The following is a 16575-nucleotide window of genomic DNA, read 5'->3' as shown; positions in this document are numbered from 1 at the left end:
CACACTTTAAGAGACAGTCCTCTTTTTATGTTAATTCACTTGTTTTGATTCAAACTTTGACTATATTTGAATCACTTATAAAAAAACAAGAAGCCTATAGATAAAAAAATCTACTTACTAAACCAAATTATCTACCTTATGAATTACGAAGAAGACTCATTGCTAATCAAAGACTATGTTGATGGTAATGAATATGCTTTAGAAATTTTAATTGAGAAGTATAAAAGTAGAATCTATAGTTTCATTTTCTCAAAAGTTTTAGACAAAGATATCACTGAAGATATTTTCCAAGATACTTTCATAAAAGTTATTCTTACACTAAAAAGTGGCGGATATAATGAAGAAGGAAAATTTTTACCTTGGCTAATGCGTATTGCGCATAATTTAACTATTGATTATTTTCGAAATATTAAGAAAATGCCTGCTGTTAGAGAAACTATAGGTAAATATGATGACGAATATAATATTTTCGATTTTATTGGAAATTCTGACGAATGTTCCGAAACCAAAATCATTAAAAAGCAAATTGAAAATGATTTAAGATACCTTGTTACTTTATTACCAAGTGATCAAAGAGAAGTCTTAGAACTGAGAATCTTCAAAGAATTAAGTTTCAAAGAAATTGCGGAAGAAACAAATGTTAGTATTAATACAGCATTAGGAAGAATGCGCTATGCAATTATCAACTTAAGAAAAGTTATCGAAAATAATAACATTATTTTAACAATCGATTAAAAAATAAACTTATCTATTTAACGTTTTTAAAGTAAATAAGTTTTTATGATTGAATTTTACTCAGAAAAATTTGAACCAAAACAATCAACGATTGAAAAATTATTAATGTTTTCAAAATCAATTTCAGCATTGAAATTAAATAACGTGAAGGAAATAATAATCCTAAATTTAAATTAATCGAACACTGCTTTTATCAAATAAAAAATCCTGAAAATATTAAACATTTCAGGATTTTTTTATGCAAATAAATTAATCTTTTCTGAAAATCATAACTCAATTTATAACTATATTGCATCCTATACCACATCAAAAAAATTTTAGTATGACCCTACAAGAATTTAAAAATAGTTTAGATTTACCTTTAATCACTTCACCTATGTTTCTTGTTTCTCGAACTGAATTAGTTGTAGAAGCATGTAAAAATGGTGTATGTGGAACTTTCCCTTCTTTGAATGGAAGAACAGCCGAAGATTTCGAACAAATGTTAATTGATATCACTTCTCAATTAAAACAATTTGAAGATGAAACAGGTAAAAAAGCAGCTCCATTTGGAGTGAATTTAATCGTTAACAAAACAAACCCTCGTCTCGAAGGTGATTTAGCTTTATGTGCAAAATATAGAGTACCGCTTATTATTACGTCGCTTGGTGCTGTAAAACAAGTTGTAGATGCAGTTCATAGTTATGGAGGTTTGGTTTTTCATGATGTGATCAAAAAACGTCATGCGGAAAAAGCTGCTGAAGCTGGTGTAGATGGAATTATTGCTGTAGCTTCTGGTGCTGGTGGACATGCTGGTACGGCTAATCCTTTTGCTTTGATTGATGATATTCGCACTTTTTACGATGGTTGTTTAATTTTAGCAGGTGCGATGAACAACGGAAACGATATCTTAGCAGCTGAAAATATGGGTGCTGATTTTGCATACATCGGAACTCGTTTTATCGCGACAAAAGAAGCCTCTGCGAATCAAGATTATAAAACAATGTTAGTCGATTCTACTTTCGAAGATGTGATTTATACAGATGGAATTTCTGGTGTAAATGCAAATTTCTTGAAACCAAGTATTATACATTCTGGAATTGATTTAGACGAAAAGAAAGAAGAAGATTTTTCGAAATTAATTGGAGGCGATGGACATAAAGCATGGAAAGACATTTGGTCTGCTGGACACGGAGTTTCTGGAATTCATGATATTATTTCAACCGAAGAATTAGTCTATCGAATGAAAAATGAATATAAATGTGCATTAGAACAAAATGTGCAGAAATTAAATAATTTGAAATTTTAAATTTAATAATGAAAACTACTCAAGAACTCATCGAATTAATTTCTCTCAAAAAATTAGAAGAAAATTTATTCGAAGGGAAAAGTTCTTTTATGGGAAGTCCAAATGTTTTTGGAGGACAAGTTGTAAGCCAAGCTTTGCATGCTGCGTATCAAACTGTTCCTTCAGATCGTTTTTGCCATTCCCTTCACTCCTACTTTATTTTACCTGGACATTTAGAAAAACCTATCTATTTTGAAGTAGCAAATCTTCGTGATGGAGGAAGTTTTAGTACACGTGTTGTCACAGCAAAGCAAGACAGTATGCCTATTTTTGTAATGGCTTGTTCCTTTCAGTTGAAGCAAGAAGGTTACGAGCATCAAGAAAAAATGCCTGTTGTAACGCCTCCTGAAGAATTAATGAGCTGGAATGATGTAGCAGAACAATTTGGTTCAGTTTTACCAAAATCAATTATGCGATTTGTCTTAGCAGAGCGTCCGTTAGATTTTAAACCTGTTGAATTTGTGAATCCTTTTGAGAAAAAAGATTATCCTAATTTTAGTAATGTTTGGTTAACTTTTAATGATGTTCCAGAGGATTTACCTTTACCAATTATTCAGCAATTAATTGCGTATAGCTCTGATTACAATTTATTATCAACAGCAAAAAAACCTCATGCTTCTAAAGCTCACTTTGGAAACACACAAATGGCCAGCTTAGATCATTCAATTTGGTTTCACCGAGAACCAAATTTGCATGATTGGATATTAGTTAATGTTGAATCTCCAAGTGCAAATGATACAAGAGGTTTTACACGAGGAAATTTATTCAATCGTTCTGGTGAACTAATTTGTAGCGTTGCGCAAGAAGGTCTAATAAGACCAATAGTGAAAGAGAAGGAATAATTTATATTTCAAAAAGTCTTGTAAAAAAATTACAAGACTTTTTCTATTTTATAAACTTAACTTCTAGTTAATCTTATTCTAAATATTTTTGAATTAATATTTACTTAAAAAGAAAAACTTGAAATACTAATATATAACAAAAAAAAAGAGCTAATAATTTAGCTCTTTTATATATTCAATTCTTCACTCTTTCACAATTCTTCCGCCAATAGCTGATCACCTTTTTTTCTGACACTTTTATATGCTCTATAACACACATATAAAATAATTAGTACAAAAATAAATGCCAAAGGGGCCAATACAATTGCTGTAATACTTAATACAATAGAACTAAACGTTTCTCCTGTATTAACCAAAAAATTTCCAGCTCCCGCAGTTGTGGTGGTCGAAACAGCTCTTGCAGCCGCAGTTGTACCGCTAATCGCAGCCGCAGTTCCTCCTCCAGCTATAATCGCCAAAGCCCAAGTTGCGACTTCGTTCATTTCTGGCATCGTAATTCCAACCGTTATTGTTCCTGCAATTCCAGCTAAAGGAAACGCAATCGTATCCAACAAATTATCAATAATTGGAATATAATAAGCTCCAATTTCTACTAACATCGCTACACCAAGTGTTATAAGAGCCGGTGTACTCCCAACCCACATCCAACTTTCGTCGAGATTAATAAAACTTCCTCCAAATTTAACAGCTAAGCTCAGTACAAATAAGGGAAGAAAAATCCGAAAACCAGCAGCAGCGGCTAATCCTATTCCGAGAAATAACGAAAAAATAGTAGACATTGAGATTAAATCGTTCATAGATTAGTATTTTATAATAGTTCTGATTTTATAAATATAATGATAAAAAAGATAAAGTTTTTATAATTTTTTCTTTCCTTTGCATCCGATTAAGAGAAACCAAGTACTGTAAAGTACTTTTTTTGTGTAAATAAACCTAAATGTTTGAGCTACATCTAAATAATCGAATAATAAATCAATCATTTTTTAAATGCATTGATAATTATTTCTTTTCTCAAAATCAATCAACCAAAACTTCTTCACGACAACATTTAAAATTTTGCAAGAATCAATTTCTTTTTATTTTAATTTCTGAAAGGAAAATTTTATCTTTAAGGAAATTTTACGAGAACTCTTGCAATGGAAACATCAAACGAAATTAAAAAAAATAATAAAACAAAAATGCTAGTAATAGGAATTGCAGGAGGAACAGGTTCGGGAAAAACAACTGTTGTAAATAATATTTTAAGAGATCTTAATGCGGAAAGCGTTATCGTTATTTCTCAAGATAATTATTATAAAGATCATCCTGAATTATCTTTTGATGAACGTTCTAAGATCAATTTTGATCACCCAAGATCAATTGATTTCGAATTACTAAAAGAACATGTCGCTTTATTGAAAAATGGCGTATCAATAGAACAACCTGTCTATTCGTTTATTACGCATAGTCGCAAGGAAGAAACGATTTTAACCCATCCACAATCGGTTATTATTGTAGAAGGAATTTTGGTATTGACTGACCCAGATTTACGCGATTTATTTGATGTAAAAATCTTTGTTCATGCAGATTCTGATGAGCGTTTAATTCGTCGTGTACGTCGTGATATCCAAGAACGTGGGCGCGATTTGGATGAAGTTTTAACGCGTTACCAAAAAACGTTAAAACCTATGCATCAGCAATTTATAGAACCATCTAAAAACTATGCAGACATTATTATTCCGAATATGAAAAAGAAAAATTCTGTCGCAATCAAAGTTTTATCAACTGTAATTAAAGAAAAACTCAACTCGAAAACTACTGTATAATGAAAGAAAAATCGGAAGAAATCTTTGACGAAGAACTTACACCAGAAGTACCGAAAAGAAAAATTAAGGATACACGTGTATTCAAATTTGTTTGGAATCGTTACTTTGTTCTAACGGTTGCGTTTGCTGTTTGGATGATTTTTTTCGATCAAAATTCTTTTTTCGTACATCGCGAGTTGGATAAACAAATCAAATTATTAGAAGTTGATCAACAATATTACCAAGAACACTTGGATACTGAGTCTGAAAAATTAAATCAACTAAATAGTAATCCTGCTGAAATTGAAAGGATTGCAAGAGAAAAGCATTTCTTGAAAAAAGATGATGAAGATATTTTTATCATTCAGCAAGAAAAAGTTACGAAACCACAAAATAAAGAAAATGAGTAAGTTATTTGAAAATTTTGATTCTATTTCTGAAAAAGAATGGAAAAATAAAGTTCAAGTCGAGCTAAAAGGTTTAGAATATAATGAAACTTTAGTTTGGGGAACGAACGATCAAATAAATGTAAAACCATTATATACAAAGGATGATGTCGATTATTCGGCTGTACAACCTTTACCAAAATCCTCAAAAGATTGGAAAATTATTTCGAAATATACTGGAAATAAAAACCAAGATTACAGCTTTTTGTATGGATATTTGATTAATCAAAATCAAATTGATTCATCGTTAGAACTTCCTAATTATCTGGATTTATTTATTAAATATGATGAGACTTCTGATTTAAAATCGCTTGAAAATCTTCCAAATCTGAAATATTTAGATTTAGATATGTATGGATATTTGGCACAGAATGGACTTTGGCAAAATGATTCAGAAAAAGCATCAAAAGAATTGGTGAAAGAAGCTTTGGCATTGAAAAATTTCGAAAAAGTAATTTCAATTCAAGGAGATGTTTATCAAAATGCTGGAGCAAATCATGTTCAACAAATTGCGATTACACTTGCACATGCAGTAGAATATTTAGAAAATTTTGGAGCTGATATTGCGGACAAAATCTATTTTAAATTCGCTGTTGGAAGTAATTATTTCTTCGAAGTAGCGAAATTAAGAGCATTTCGCTTTTTATGGAAAATGATTTTGGAGCAATATAATAAAGAAAGTGAAGCATTTATTTTCACTTCAACATCCGATCGCAATAAATCTAAATTAGATATTTACAACAACGTTATTCGCTCTACAATAGAAGCTTCTTCGGCTATCTTCGGATCAAGCGATGCTGTCTTTGTTGGATCATATGATGAAGTTAATAAAGAGTCTGATTTTGGATTAGAATTAGCCGCAAAACAACAATTATTGTTACAAAAAGAATCTTATTTGAATCAATTTACTGATCCTGCTGCTGGTTCTTTCTACATCGAAAGTTTGACAAATCAAATGGCTGAAAATGCGTTAGAATTGTTTAAAACAATACAAAATGTAGGAGGTTTTGTAAATGCTTTACAAAATGAAACTATTCAAGATTTTATTTACACAAGCGCGAAAAAAGAGCAAAAAGATTTCGATGAGCAAACCATTAAATTAATTGGTGTAAACAAATTTAGAAACCCTGCAGATGTGATTGAGAAATCGCCAAAAGAAAAAGTGGTAAAACAAGCACTTTTTGTTCCGATTGTTCCAACTCGTTTGGCAGAAAAAGAGGAAAAAAATTAGTTTTTACATGAATTGGATGCCAATTTCATTAAAAGAACTCAACAATATAATCGAAACTTCAGTAGCTGTGATGGATACTGAAGTTTTGTGTTTAATAAAGTTTTGTTTTATATAAAATTATGAAATCTAATAAAAACATTTTTCAACGATTTATAGCGGGATTTATTGATTACGCACTATTTATAATCATTGCAGCGCTTTATATTTATAAGTTTGGAGCTTTAGCAAATGACGGAAGTTATAATGTAAACGGAATAAATGCTTTACCTATTTTTATCTTTTGGCTAGTTTATTTTGTAGTAATTGAAGTTATTTTACATGGAACTTTAGGTCATTTAATCCTAAATTTGCAACCTGTAAATGCTAAAACAGAAAAACCAATTAGTTTTTCGCAATCTTTTATTCGTCATCTTTTCGATTCTATAGATTATTTTATTTTCGGTGGATTAATTGGAATTTTAATTATAAATAACTCCAAAGAAAGTCAACGTTTAGGTGATATTGTAGCAAATACTAAAATGACTAAAAAATAACATTTTGAATCCAACTATTTTAACAAAAGAATTTCAAGATTATCTGAAAATAATCGAACATGAAGACATCAAATCTATAGGTTTGAAAAAATCGTTATTTGAAGAAATTTCTTCTGCTGAAATTGCACAACAATTGAAAGGAATTCAAGTTTCAAAACATAAATTTCCAACACTTTATTCAACAGAAAACATTTATTTTCCACCTTCAATTAATTTGGAACAAGCAAGTTCGGAAGCTACAGCAAATTATAAATCAACTTTAGTTAAAGGAAAAAATTTGATTGATTTAACCGCTGGTTTTGGAATTGACACCATGGCTTTTGCAAAGAATTTTGACAAAGTATATCACATCGAACAAAATCCTGAATTGAGTGAGATTGTACAACATAATGCTAAAATTTTAGCGCCAAATTTAGAAACCTATACAGGAACTTTTCAGTCTTTTTTTGAAGAAAATCGTACTTTAAAATTTGATGTTATTTATCTCGATCCAGCAAGAAGAAATTCGAGCGGAAGAAAATTTATTTTGGAAAATTTAGAGCCAAATATTTTAGAATGGATTCCAACTTTTTTCGAAAAAACAGAGAAAATTATCATCAAGCTTTCGCCTTTATTAGACATCACTTCTACCCTACAACAAATTGATTCGATTTCCGAAATACACATTGTTGCATTAAAAAATGAAGTGAAAGATTTTCTAATCATTTTAGATAAAAATTCTTTTACAACAAATCCTTTGATAAAAGCTGTTAATTTAGAAAATAATCAATCCGAATTTTCTTTCCATTTTGAAGAAGAATATAGTGCAAATGCAAGTTTTGGAGGTATTCAACATTATATTTACGAACCAAATGTTGCGATTCTAAAAACTGGTGCTTTCAAATTATTGAGCGAAAAATTCAATCTTCACAAACTTCATCAGAATACACATTTGTATACTTCGAATGAACTTTTAGAAAATTTTCCTGGAAAAATTTACTTAATTGAAGAAGAAATTAAAAATCCAAAAAAAGAAATACTAAAAACAAAAGCGAATTTATTAGTCAAAAATTACAATCAGCCAATAGACGTTATCAAGAAAAAATTCAAAATTATTGATGGCGGCACAACAACTTTAATTTTTACACAAAGCATTGATGGTTTTCATATTCTAAAAACTTCACGAGTTTAGTTGGGTTTCGAAAAAAGTTGTGTTAATTTTATACAACAATTTTCAACCTTAAAAAATTACACTTGAAAATCATCAATAAAATTGAAAACTTTATCTACGGAGAAGCGCTTTCAGATGGCTTAAAAACTTCTTTAGCGATTATCATTCCACCTATCGTAGCCAGCTTGTTTGGCGATTTATATGCCGGTGTAACAATAAGTCTTGGTGCAGTTTTAGCGCATATGACGGATACACCTGGTCCATTTAAAGAACGCCGAAACCTGATGTGGCTTTCCGTACTCTTGATTTTCCTTGTTTCGTATTTCACCAAAACGATTAATAGTTACCCAATATTTCTAGGTATTTGTTTAACAGTTATCGTTTTCTTTTCTAACATGTTAACCGTTTGGGGACAACGTACAAGTGCGCTTGGAATGGTCATTATGATGTCGATGGTAATGAATATGAATGATTTACGACATGAGTTAAGTCCTCTTCATATTGCGCTTTTTGTGACGGCTGGAGCAGCTTGGTACACTATTTTTAGTCTAGCTATTAGCACTTTTCGTCCTTATCGTATGGCGCAGCAAAACTTAGCTGATACAATGATTCATATTTCTGAATACATTCGAATCAAAGCTTCTATGTTTGATAAAGACTCAAATTATGATGATATTATCAAAAAATTAATCGACGAACATGTTGTAATTAATGAAAAACAAAGTTTAGTTCGTGAATTAGTTTTTTCGAATAAAAAATTGGTAAAAGACCAGACTCCAATTGGGCGTTCGATTGTGTTTATTTTCTCTGATTTGGTGGATATATTTGAGAATGTAACAGCAAATCAATACGATTATGTGAAAATTCGAGACGTTTATGGCGATACAAAAGCAATGCGCAAAATCTATAATTTAATGAATAAATTAGCGCATGAACTTAAAATGATTGCTTATCATATTAACTCGAACAAACGTCCAAAACAACCTACTTTTGACTTTGAAGTTGAGTTGAAAAAGATTGATGATGCTATCAAAGAATTATATGCAGAAGGACAAAAACCAATCGTTTTATCTAAAATTTACATCAATTTAAAGCAAATTGTTTATAAAATAGAGTTTATCCATAAATTTTTCTATGATGATTCATTCACAGAAAAAAAGAAAAATCCACTGGATCATGCCGAACATTTTGAACCTACAGTTGATTATTCTTTACGAAAATTAAAAGATCATCTGAATCTAAAATCTTCAATTTTTAGACATGCAATTCGTGCATCAATTGTAATGTTATTAGCTTATGGCGTCACGTTTATTATTCCGATGACTTACCATAGTTACTGGATTTTGATGACAGTTTTAGTGATTTTAAAACCTGGTTTTAGCGTAACAAAAAAACGAAACTTTCAGCGTTTGAAAGGAACAATTGGCGGTGGATTAGTTGGGGTTTTAATATTATTGATTATTCCTCAACATAGTATTCGATTTGCTTTAATGCTTATTTTCATGTTAATGGCCTACACTTTTATTCGTCACAAATATGCAATTGGTACATTTTACTTAACCGCGTATATTCTTATTTCGTTTAGTTTTTATTCGCAAAAAGATTCATTGTATATTATTCAAGAACGTTTTATTGATACACTTGTTGGAGGATTTATGGCGTTTATTTCGAGTTATTTGATTTTACCAACTTGGGAAAAAAATAATATGAACGAATATATTCAAAAAGCATTGATTGCAAATTATGAGTTTATCTATTTGGTTTTTAAAAAATTAGCCGACAACGAAGTTTCTACAACAGATTATAAATTAGCTAGAAAAGATGTTTTTATTGCAATGGCAAATATTAATTCAGTTTTTCAACGTGTAATTTCTGAACCGAAAGGAAAACAAGAAAATGCTAACGTACTGAATAAATTCACCATTTTCAATCAATCATTTGTCTCATATTCAGTTGGTTTAGTTAAAATTTTAAAGAAAAACAATTCCGTTATTTTAACTTCAGAACATATTCGATTGATGAAGAAAATTTTGCAATTATTGTTACAAAACATTCGGCTTTACGGTGAATATGAAACAGAAAATTTACCAAAAACAATAGAGTTTAGAGAAAAAACTGTTGTTTATACGGAAATTGAAACAGAGGCTTTGCAAAATGATTCTGAACTGATTGAAGATTTGTTAGAGTATTTATACGAGATTGCTTACGATTTTACAAAAGTTGGTCACGTTTTTGTGAAAGAACAACCGTTAAAAGAATAAAAAATGACAATCATCCAGCTGTTTAAAAATCTACGTCCATTTGTAAAACCTTATCGTTCTTTGGTTGTCGCAACTTTGCTCCTAACCTTAGTTGGATCTTTTACTTCACAAGTAAATGCCCTTATTTTACAATATACCGTAGATTCTATAAATGGTTTGGTTGAAGCTGGAAAAGGATTAAAAGAAGGTCTGAAAATCATTTCGTTTATTTCGATTGTTTTGATGACAAAAGAAATCTTGAATGCATTCATCACATTTGGTCAAAAATATTATGGTGAAAAGCTTCGAATTTTTGTTTCGCAAGATTTAGCTCAAGCCATTATCGAAAAGATTTTGACGTACCGAATGGCGTTTTATACAAATCAAGATAATCAAGCAGGAAAGCTTCAAACTCGTATTGACAGAGGAATTGAAAGTTTGACACGTTTAGTTCAAAACTTTTTTATCGATATTTTACCTCTTTTTGCGAACTCAATTGTTGCTTTAATTTTGATGTTCAACGCTAATTTTTATGTTGGATTGGTTGGAGTTTGTATCGTTCCAATTTATTTCATTATTACACAACAACAAGCTAAAAAGCTGAGTGGTTGGCGACGTAACCTAAGAGGTTATCGTGAACAAAAATCGCAAGGAATTATCAGCATAATTGATTCAATCACAGTAATTAAATCATTTAACCGAGAAGATATCGAAGGTAAAAAACAACTTGCTTTGCAAAAAGAATTGACGAATAATCAAATGCAAACACGTAAAACAAGCTTCTTTTTTGATGGTTTAAAATCCTTTATCGAGCAATTTGGCGTGGTGATTATCATCATTTTAACTTCATATTTGGTTCTGGACGGACAAATGACAATTGGCGCAATTATGTTTCATATTTTGTTGTTCAACAACGTTTCTGCTCCTATCCGTCAACTGCATCGTATTTATGATGAAATGAATGATGCCATGATTTATTCCGAAAGTTTCTTTTCTATTTTAAAAGCGGATGACGAAAAAGAATCATCTGGAAATTATATTCCAACAAAATTGAAAGGTAAATTCGAAATCCAAAATGTTGACTTTTCTTATCCAAATGGTTACAAAGCCTTGAAAAATATCAACATGACAATTCAACCCAATAAAATTACAGCTTTGGTTGGTTTGTCTGGCGCTGGAAAAAGTACAGTGATTAATTTGTTAGATAAATTTTATCAACCTGATTCTGGAAAAATTGTACTTGACGGAATTGATTTAGAAGAATATGACACACAATTTTTACGCGATAATATTGGATTGGTTTTACAAAAAAATCACATTTTTAATGGAACGATTGAAGAAAATATTCGTTATGGAAATGTAAACGCAACTTTCGAAGAAATAGAAGATGCCGCAAAACGTGCTTATATTCACGAACAAATTATGGATTTGCCAGAAGCTTATCAATCCAAAGCCTTATTGTTATCTGGTGGTCAACAGCAACGTATCGCCATAGCACGTATGTTTCTAAAAAATCCCCCAATTATTTTCTTGGACGAACCTACTGCAAGTTTGGATGCAATTGCCACGGAACAGATTAAAAATAGTTTGGATGCCATCAAAAAAGATCGAACAGTTATCATTATTTCGCATAGTATTTCTCAAATTATCGATGCCGATTATACGTACGTGATGAAACAAGGCGAAGTTGTAGAAAACGGGATTCATGAAGATGTGTACAAAATGAACGGTACTTATAAAGAGATTTTTGATGCAATGGCAAAAAGCTTAAACATTGAAAAAATTGCCAAAACTTTTGACGATGAAGAAGAAGAAAATTATTAGGAATAAATCTATTATAAAACATTATAAATCACTATCTTTAAAGAGGTAATAGGATAGCGTATGAAAAAATTAGTTTATTTTATAGTTGGGGTATTGTTTTTTACCCAATCTTGCGAGCAAAAAAAAGAAGCACCAAAAGAATTAGCGCTTAATACGATAACTTACGAAAGTGCTTTAGATGTTCCTGTAAATAAAGTTGGTGTTCTGATTAATGTAGATTCCCTTGGTTTTTTCGATTATAATTCTCAAAATTTAGATCAAAGCATTGATTCAAAATCAATTGAAAATCAGCTTAAACAAATAAATTCTAAATTTGATATTGTAAAAGTAATTCGTGATAAATCTGAAAAAATATTAAACGACAACAAGTACAATTATCAAATGATTGATAAATTTGATAAAAACTTAGTTCCAAATGAATTAATCACAAAGGAAAATGTAAATCAAGTTAAATTTAATGATTTAAAAAAAGCGATTAATCAAGATGATTTAGTTTTAATTAATGTAAAATCAGGGCTTGATTATGATCCTGCCAACAAACAGAAATATATCGCCAAAACATACGTCTACATTAATATTTTAGACCTTAAAAATAATGCTTTAAAATATAGCGAAACAATTGGTGGAACAAAGTATATAGACGAAACAATCAATAAAAGTACGACGGATTATTTAGAGAAAATGATGAAAGAGTCATTAAACGAAACGTTGGATATTATTGATAATAAATATTAAATACATTGAACTATGCGCCATTTTTTTGGCAACTTTCGGAAGTCCTGAACCCTTAAAAAGTTTCAGGATTTTTATTTTTAATGACATTATAATATTGACTTTTATTCATGGTATATTTTTTGTTAATTTTAGTCAAAAATTATAGGATGCTTATTATTCGATATTTATCTTTTATTCCATTATTGACTTCTATTTCGGGATTTGCACAACAATTGATTGATCCGCAACTTCGATTGCCTGTTGAAAAAGCGATTGAGTCAAGTTATGAATTAAAAAATAAACAACTGGAAGTCGAAAAAAACAATTACCAATATGACGAAGTAAAAGGTAAACGACAACCAAATTTATCTGCAATTGCACTGGGTGGTTATCTAAACTCGAACGGAATCATCGATATTCCAACCAAGTCAATCGATATTTTGTCCACAGAATTGTTTTCGGGTAATCAAAGATTCAATACATCAGCAGGATTATTTACTGTGGTTGTTAACGCTACTCAAATTATATTTTCGGGATTACAAATTCCAAATGCGTTGAATGCTATTCAGGAAAAAAGTACTGCTTTAGATTATTTGAAAGAAGCCGAAAAAGAAACTATAACCAAAGATATTTTACAAACTTATGATCAATTGATGTTATTGGTCAAAGTAGAAGAATTAATTTCAAATTCTGCAAAACGATTGGATAAAGAACATCTTAAAGTGCAGAAAGCAATTCAAAATGGTTTAGCTATTCCATACGATCGTGAAAAAATAAAATTAGCAATGCTAGAATTAGAAGCTCGACAAGTAGAACTGAATGGTAATCGACAATTACTGTACAAAAAATTAGAAACTTTAACGCATCTGTCTGAAAAAGATCTTCAACAAATTCAATATGAACTTACCCCAATTGACATTCTTGCTTCAAGCTATACTTTAGAAAATAAAAAAGAGTTGAAAGCACTTGAACACTCTGTGAAAGCTTACGAATTTTTATATCAAAAAGAAAAAGGTTCGCACTTACCACAAGTTTTTGCATTCGTGAACACCAATTATACGTCAATTTTGGGAAGTCGTTTCAAATTAAAAGATGGTGATATATTAGGTGATGTTAATTTGAAAATGAACCAATTTTCGATGTTTCCTAATATTTTGATTGGTATTGGCGCAAAATGGGAATTGTTGGATGGCGGACAACATAAAAATAAATTAGCACAAGCAAAAACTGACATTTTAATAAATGAAAACAAGTTACAAGATTCCCAAGAAAAACTGAATTTATTATTAAGTAAAAACAAAATTGATTACGAAACTTCTACTGAAAAATTAAAAGTAAATAATCAACAAAATACCATTGCAACAAATAATTTAGAAATCGCTTCAAGACGATTTCAAGAAGGATTTATAGATGTAACCGAGCGTTTGGCTGCCGAAAATGAATATTACAAAGTCAATTTAGGTTATTATGCTCAAATCTTGGATCAACGCTCTAAAACCTACGAATTACTTCAAACTTCTGGAGAATTATTTAATCAAATCTCAAATTAAAATAATGAAAAATACACTATACTATATTTTTGCTTTAAGCGGATTAATACTTTTTACAAGTTGTAAATCATCTGACAAGGAAAATAAAAAAGAAGAGCAAACTATTTTTCAAGGTAAAATTGAGCGCGATCAAATTAGCGTTGTAACAAAAATCCCAGGAAAAATAGATCAAATATTAGTTCACGAAGGTGATGAAGTGAAAAAAGGACAAACACTTTTTGTCTTACAATTACCAGAAGTTGACGCGAAGAAAAGTCAAGCAGAAGGTGCTGTAAATTCTGCCGAAGCTCAATATGAAATGGCAAAAAAAGGTGCAACAGATAATCAATTGAAACAATTGCGTGCAAAAGTTGCTGGTTTGAAGGAACAATTAGATTATGCAGAAAAATCAAATCATAGACTAAAAAATATGCTTCGAGATAGTCTTGTTCCACAACAAAGTTATGATGAAGTTTATGCGAAATATCAAGGCGCTAAAAACCAATATTTAGCTGCAAAAGCGGAATTAGCTGATGCCGAAAATGGTGCGCGTGTAGAGCAACAACAAATGGCTTTGGGACAAAAAGAGCGTGCTTTGGGAGCTTTGCAAGAAGTAGATGTTGCTGAGGCGGAAAGATACATCAAAGCACCACAAGATATGACGGTTGAAACAATTAATCTAAAAGTTGGAGAATTAGCTTTGGCTGGATATTCTATTGCAAACGGGATTTTGGAAGAAACTACATTTTTTAGATTCACAATTCCTGAGAATAAAATCGGACAATTGCAAAAAAATCAAATCGTCAATTTAAAAGTTCCTTATAAAAATAATATGGTTTTGAAAGGTAAAATTGTTTCGATAAAAGTGCTTAATTCGTATGCTAATATTTCAACTGCTTATCCTGATATTGATCAACAACAATCGCAATATGAAGTGAAAGTTGTTCCTGTTGACTATAAACAAGCTGCTCAACTATTGACAAAAGCAAATGTAGTTTTGGATCTTAATGCTAAATAAATTCTGATGAAAACGATTTTTCATTTAATTATACGAGAATTCAAACTTTTCTTCAAGAATCCTGTTTTACCAATTTTATTCTTGGGAGCACCTATTATGTATGGTGTTCTGATCGGAAATGTTTATAAAAAAGGAAATGTAACCAATTTACCAATTATTGTTGTAGACGAAGATCATACGATGACAAGTCAGAAAATTATTCAGATGTTAGATGAAAATGAATCGGTGAAAGTTGCTGAAGTTTTACCTTCAACATTTGATTCTAAGAATAAAGCTTTAGCAATCGGAGCTGAAGTTGTGGTTGTTATTCCTCGAAACTTTCAGTCTGATGTACAACAAAAAAAATTACCTGAAATCGCTTATTTTGTAGATGCTTCAAATACGTTAACTTCTAATACAGCGGCAATCGCAATTACTACAGTTTTAACAACAATGAAAGCTGGTATTTCAATAGAAACAGCTCGAAAACAAGGTGTTCCAGAATATATTGCAACACAAAGCTACGAACCATTCAAATCAACGATGATTCGTCAAAATATCAGAAGTGGAAACTACTTATATTTTATGCTTCCAGGTGTTTTATTAACCGTTTTACAACAGGTTTTATTATTAGGTTTAGCACTTTCATTTGCTTCAGAATTTGAGAACAGAACATTTAATGAATTAATCTCAAAATCATCCAATCCATTTACCATTTTATTCGTCAAAACTTTTCCTTATTTATTTATGTCAGTATTTATATATATGCTGTATTATTGGTTCGGAATGTTTTATGACATGAAATTAGAAACCGAGTTTTGGCCATTCTTCACTTCTTCTCTTGCATTTATTTTAGCCGTTTGCTTTTTAGGATTTTTAGTCAGTATTCTCCTTCCAAGCCAACTAAAAGCAACCGAAGTTTTGATGGTTGTTGCAACACCAAGTTTCATTTTAAGTGGATTTACATGGCCTTTAAGTCAAATGCCAAAATGGATTCAAGCAATTGCAGATTGCATTCCATTAACACATTATTTGAAAATATTCCGAATACTTTTCATCGAAAAAGGCGATCCTACCCTAATTCAACCGCATTTAAATAATCTAATTGTAATAGGAAGTATTTGCTTTGTCTTATCTTTGGCTATTCTAATCGTTAAAATAAGAAAAGCTAAACAATCGATGAAACAAATCGAAACAGAAAAGATTTAGCATCTTTTTTTAAT

General features: G+C 30.5%; 15 protein-coding genes. 14 read left to right on the top strand and 1 reads right to left on the bottom strand.

Going from position 1 to position 16575, the window contains the following annotated elements:
- Positions 1-138 precede the first annotated feature (138 nt).
- The 3 genes from B3578_RS13755 to B3578_RS13745 all read left to right on the top strand — a co-directional run bounded on the left by B3578_RS13755 (position 139) and on the right by B3578_RS13745 (position 2904).
- Positions 139-735 carry an RNA polymerase sigma factor gene (locus B3578_RS13755; RefSeq protein ID WP_115001114.1) on the top strand — a complete coding sequence of 199 codons (597 nt, stop codon included), beginning with the start codon at positions 139-141 and terminating at the stop codon, positions 733-735.
- Between the two features lie 322 nt (positions 736-1057).
- Positions 1058-2023: an NAD(P)H-dependent flavin oxidoreductase gene (locus tag B3578_RS13750; protein ID WP_280049291.1), complete on the top strand. Its 966-nt coding sequence runs from the start codon at positions 1058-1060 to the stop codon at positions 2021-2023.
- A gap of 8 nt (positions 2024-2031) precedes the next feature.
- On the top strand, positions 2032-2904 hold the full coding sequence (locus tag B3578_RS13745; RefSeq protein WP_291049563.1) for an acyl-CoA thioesterase: 873 nt from the start codon (positions 2032-2034) through the stop codon (positions 2902-2904).
- A 191-nt stretch (positions 2905-3095) separates the two neighbouring features.
- Here the strand turns inward: B3578_RS13745 and B3578_RS13740 are convergent, their stop codons facing one another.
- A complete protein-coding gene (locus B3578_RS13740) occupies positions 3096-3701 on the bottom strand; it encodes a DUF4126 domain-containing protein (RefSeq protein WP_291049560.1) in 606 nt (201 codons plus the stop codon).
- Between the two features lie 339 nt (positions 3702-4040).
- Between B3578_RS13740 and udk the strand changes: the two genes are divergently transcribed.
- The 11 genes from udk (at position 4041) to B3578_RS13685 (ending at position 16561) form a co-directional block, all read left to right on the top strand.
- Positions 4041-4709: a uridine kinase gene (gene udk / locus B3578_RS13735; protein ID WP_260392473.1), complete on the top strand. Its 669-nt coding sequence runs from the start codon at positions 4041-4043 to the stop codon at positions 4707-4709.
- The gene (locus B3578_RS13730; RefSeq protein WP_280037436.1) at positions 4709-5098 is read left to right on the top strand and encodes an FtsB family cell division protein; all 390 of its coding nucleotides are present in this window, start codon (positions 4709-4711) and stop codon (positions 5096-5098) included. The genes udk and B3578_RS13730 overlap by 1 nt, the downstream gene beginning before the upstream one ends.
- Positions 5091-6365 carry a methylmalonyl-CoA mutase family protein gene (locus tag B3578_RS13725; RefSeq protein ID WP_291049553.1) on the top strand — a complete coding sequence of 425 codons (1275 nt, stop codon included), beginning with the start codon at positions 5091-5093 and terminating at the stop codon, positions 6363-6365. The genes B3578_RS13730 and B3578_RS13725 overlap by 8 nt, the downstream gene beginning before the upstream one ends.
- Before the next feature lie 119 nt (positions 6366-6484).
- On the top strand, positions 6485-6898 hold the full coding sequence (locus B3578_RS13720; RefSeq protein WP_291049550.1) for an RDD family protein: 414 nt from the start codon (positions 6485-6487) through the stop codon (positions 6896-6898).
- A gap of 4 nt (positions 6899-6902) precedes the next feature.
- The gene (locus tag B3578_RS13715) at positions 6903-8069 is read left to right on the top strand and encodes an RsmD family RNA methyltransferase (RefSeq protein ID WP_291049547.1); all 1167 of its coding nucleotides are present in this window, start codon (positions 6903-6905) and stop codon (positions 8067-8069) included.
- Between the two features lie 62 nt (positions 8070-8131).
- Positions 8132-10309: an FUSC family membrane protein gene (locus B3578_RS13710; RefSeq protein WP_291049544.1), complete on the top strand. Its 2178-nt coding sequence runs from the start codon at positions 8132-8134 to the stop codon at positions 10307-10309.
- A 3-nt stretch (positions 10310-10312) separates the two neighbouring features.
- On the top strand, positions 10313-12112 hold the full coding sequence (locus tag B3578_RS13705) for an ABC transporter ATP-binding protein (RefSeq protein ID WP_291049541.1): 1800 nt from the start codon (positions 10313-10315) through the stop codon (positions 12110-12112).
- Positions 12113-12172: 60 nt separating this feature from the next.
- Positions 12173-12847, top strand: coding sequence for a hypothetical protein (locus B3578_RS13700; protein ID WP_221855574.1), 675 nt, complete (start codon positions 12173-12175; stop codon positions 12845-12847).
- A 146-nt stretch (positions 12848-12993) separates the two neighbouring features.
- On the top strand, positions 12994-14376 hold the full coding sequence (locus tag B3578_RS13695) for a TolC family protein (protein WP_291049536.1): 1383 nt from the start codon (positions 12994-12996) through the stop codon (positions 14374-14376).
- Positions 14377-14380: 4 nt separating this feature from the next.
- Positions 14381-15373, top strand: coding sequence for an HlyD family secretion protein (locus B3578_RS13690; RefSeq protein ID WP_291049533.1), 993 nt, complete (start codon positions 14381-14383; stop codon positions 15371-15373).
- Positions 15374-15379: 6 nt separating this feature from the next.
- Complete coding sequence (locus B3578_RS13685; protein ID WP_291049530.1) at positions 15380-16561, top strand: ABC transporter permease; 1182 nt, start codon at positions 15380-15382, stop codon at positions 16559-16561.
- The last annotated feature ends 14 nt before the right edge of the window (positions 16562-16575 follow it).

Source organism: Empedobacter sp. UBA1574, from assembly GCF_002322895.1.
Taxonomy (GTDB): Bacteria; Bacteroidota; Bacteroidia; order Flavobacteriales; family Weeksellaceae; genus Empedobacter; species Empedobacter falsenii_B.
Note: the sequence above shows the minus strand (reverse complement) of the source record. Positions and strands in the feature narration are given on the sequence as shown.

Coding starts and splice junctions, on each gene's coding strand:
- B3578_RS13755 (WP_115001114.1), top strand. CDS start 139: ATGAATTACGAAGAAGACTCATTGCTAATCAAAGACTATGTTGATGGT.
- B3578_RS13750 (WP_280049291.1), top strand. CDS start 1,058: ATGACCCTACAAGAATTTAAAAATAGTTTAGATTTACCTTTAATCACT.
- B3578_RS13745 (WP_291049563.1), top strand. CDS start 2,032: ATGAAAACTACTCAAGAACTCATCGAATTAATTTCTCTCAAAAAATTA.
- B3578_RS13740 (WP_291049560.1), bottom strand. CDS start 3,701: ATGAACGATTTAATCTCAATGTCTACTATTTTTTCGTTATTTCTCGGA.
- udk (WP_260392473.1), top strand. CDS start 4,041: ATGGAAACATCAAACGAAATTAAAAAAAATAATAAAACAAAAATGCTA.
- B3578_RS13730 (WP_280037436.1), top strand. CDS start 4,709: ATGAAAGAAAAATCGGAAGAAATCTTTGACGAAGAACTTACACCAGAA.
- B3578_RS13725 (WP_291049553.1), top strand. CDS start 5,091: ATGAGTAAGTTATTTGAAAATTTTGATTCTATTTCTGAAAAAGAATGG.
- B3578_RS13720 (WP_291049550.1), top strand. CDS start 6,485: ATGAAATCTAATAAAAACATTTTTCAACGATTTATAGCGGGATTTATT.
- B3578_RS13705 (WP_291049541.1), top strand. CDS start 10,313: ATGACAATCATCCAGCTGTTTAAAAATCTACGTCCATTTGTAAAACCT.
- B3578_RS13700 (WP_221855574.1), top strand. CDS start 12,173: ATGAAAAAATTAGTTTATTTTATAGTTGGGGTATTGTTTTTTACCCAA.
- B3578_RS13695 (WP_291049536.1), top strand. CDS start 12,994: ATGCTTATTATTCGATATTTATCTTTTATTCCATTATTGACTTCTATT.
- B3578_RS13690 (WP_291049533.1), top strand. CDS start 14,381: ATGAAAAATACACTATACTATATTTTTGCTTTAAGCGGATTAATACTT.
- B3578_RS13685 (WP_291049530.1), top strand. CDS start 15,380: ATGAAAACGATTTTTCATTTAATTATACGAGAATTCAAACTTTTCTTC.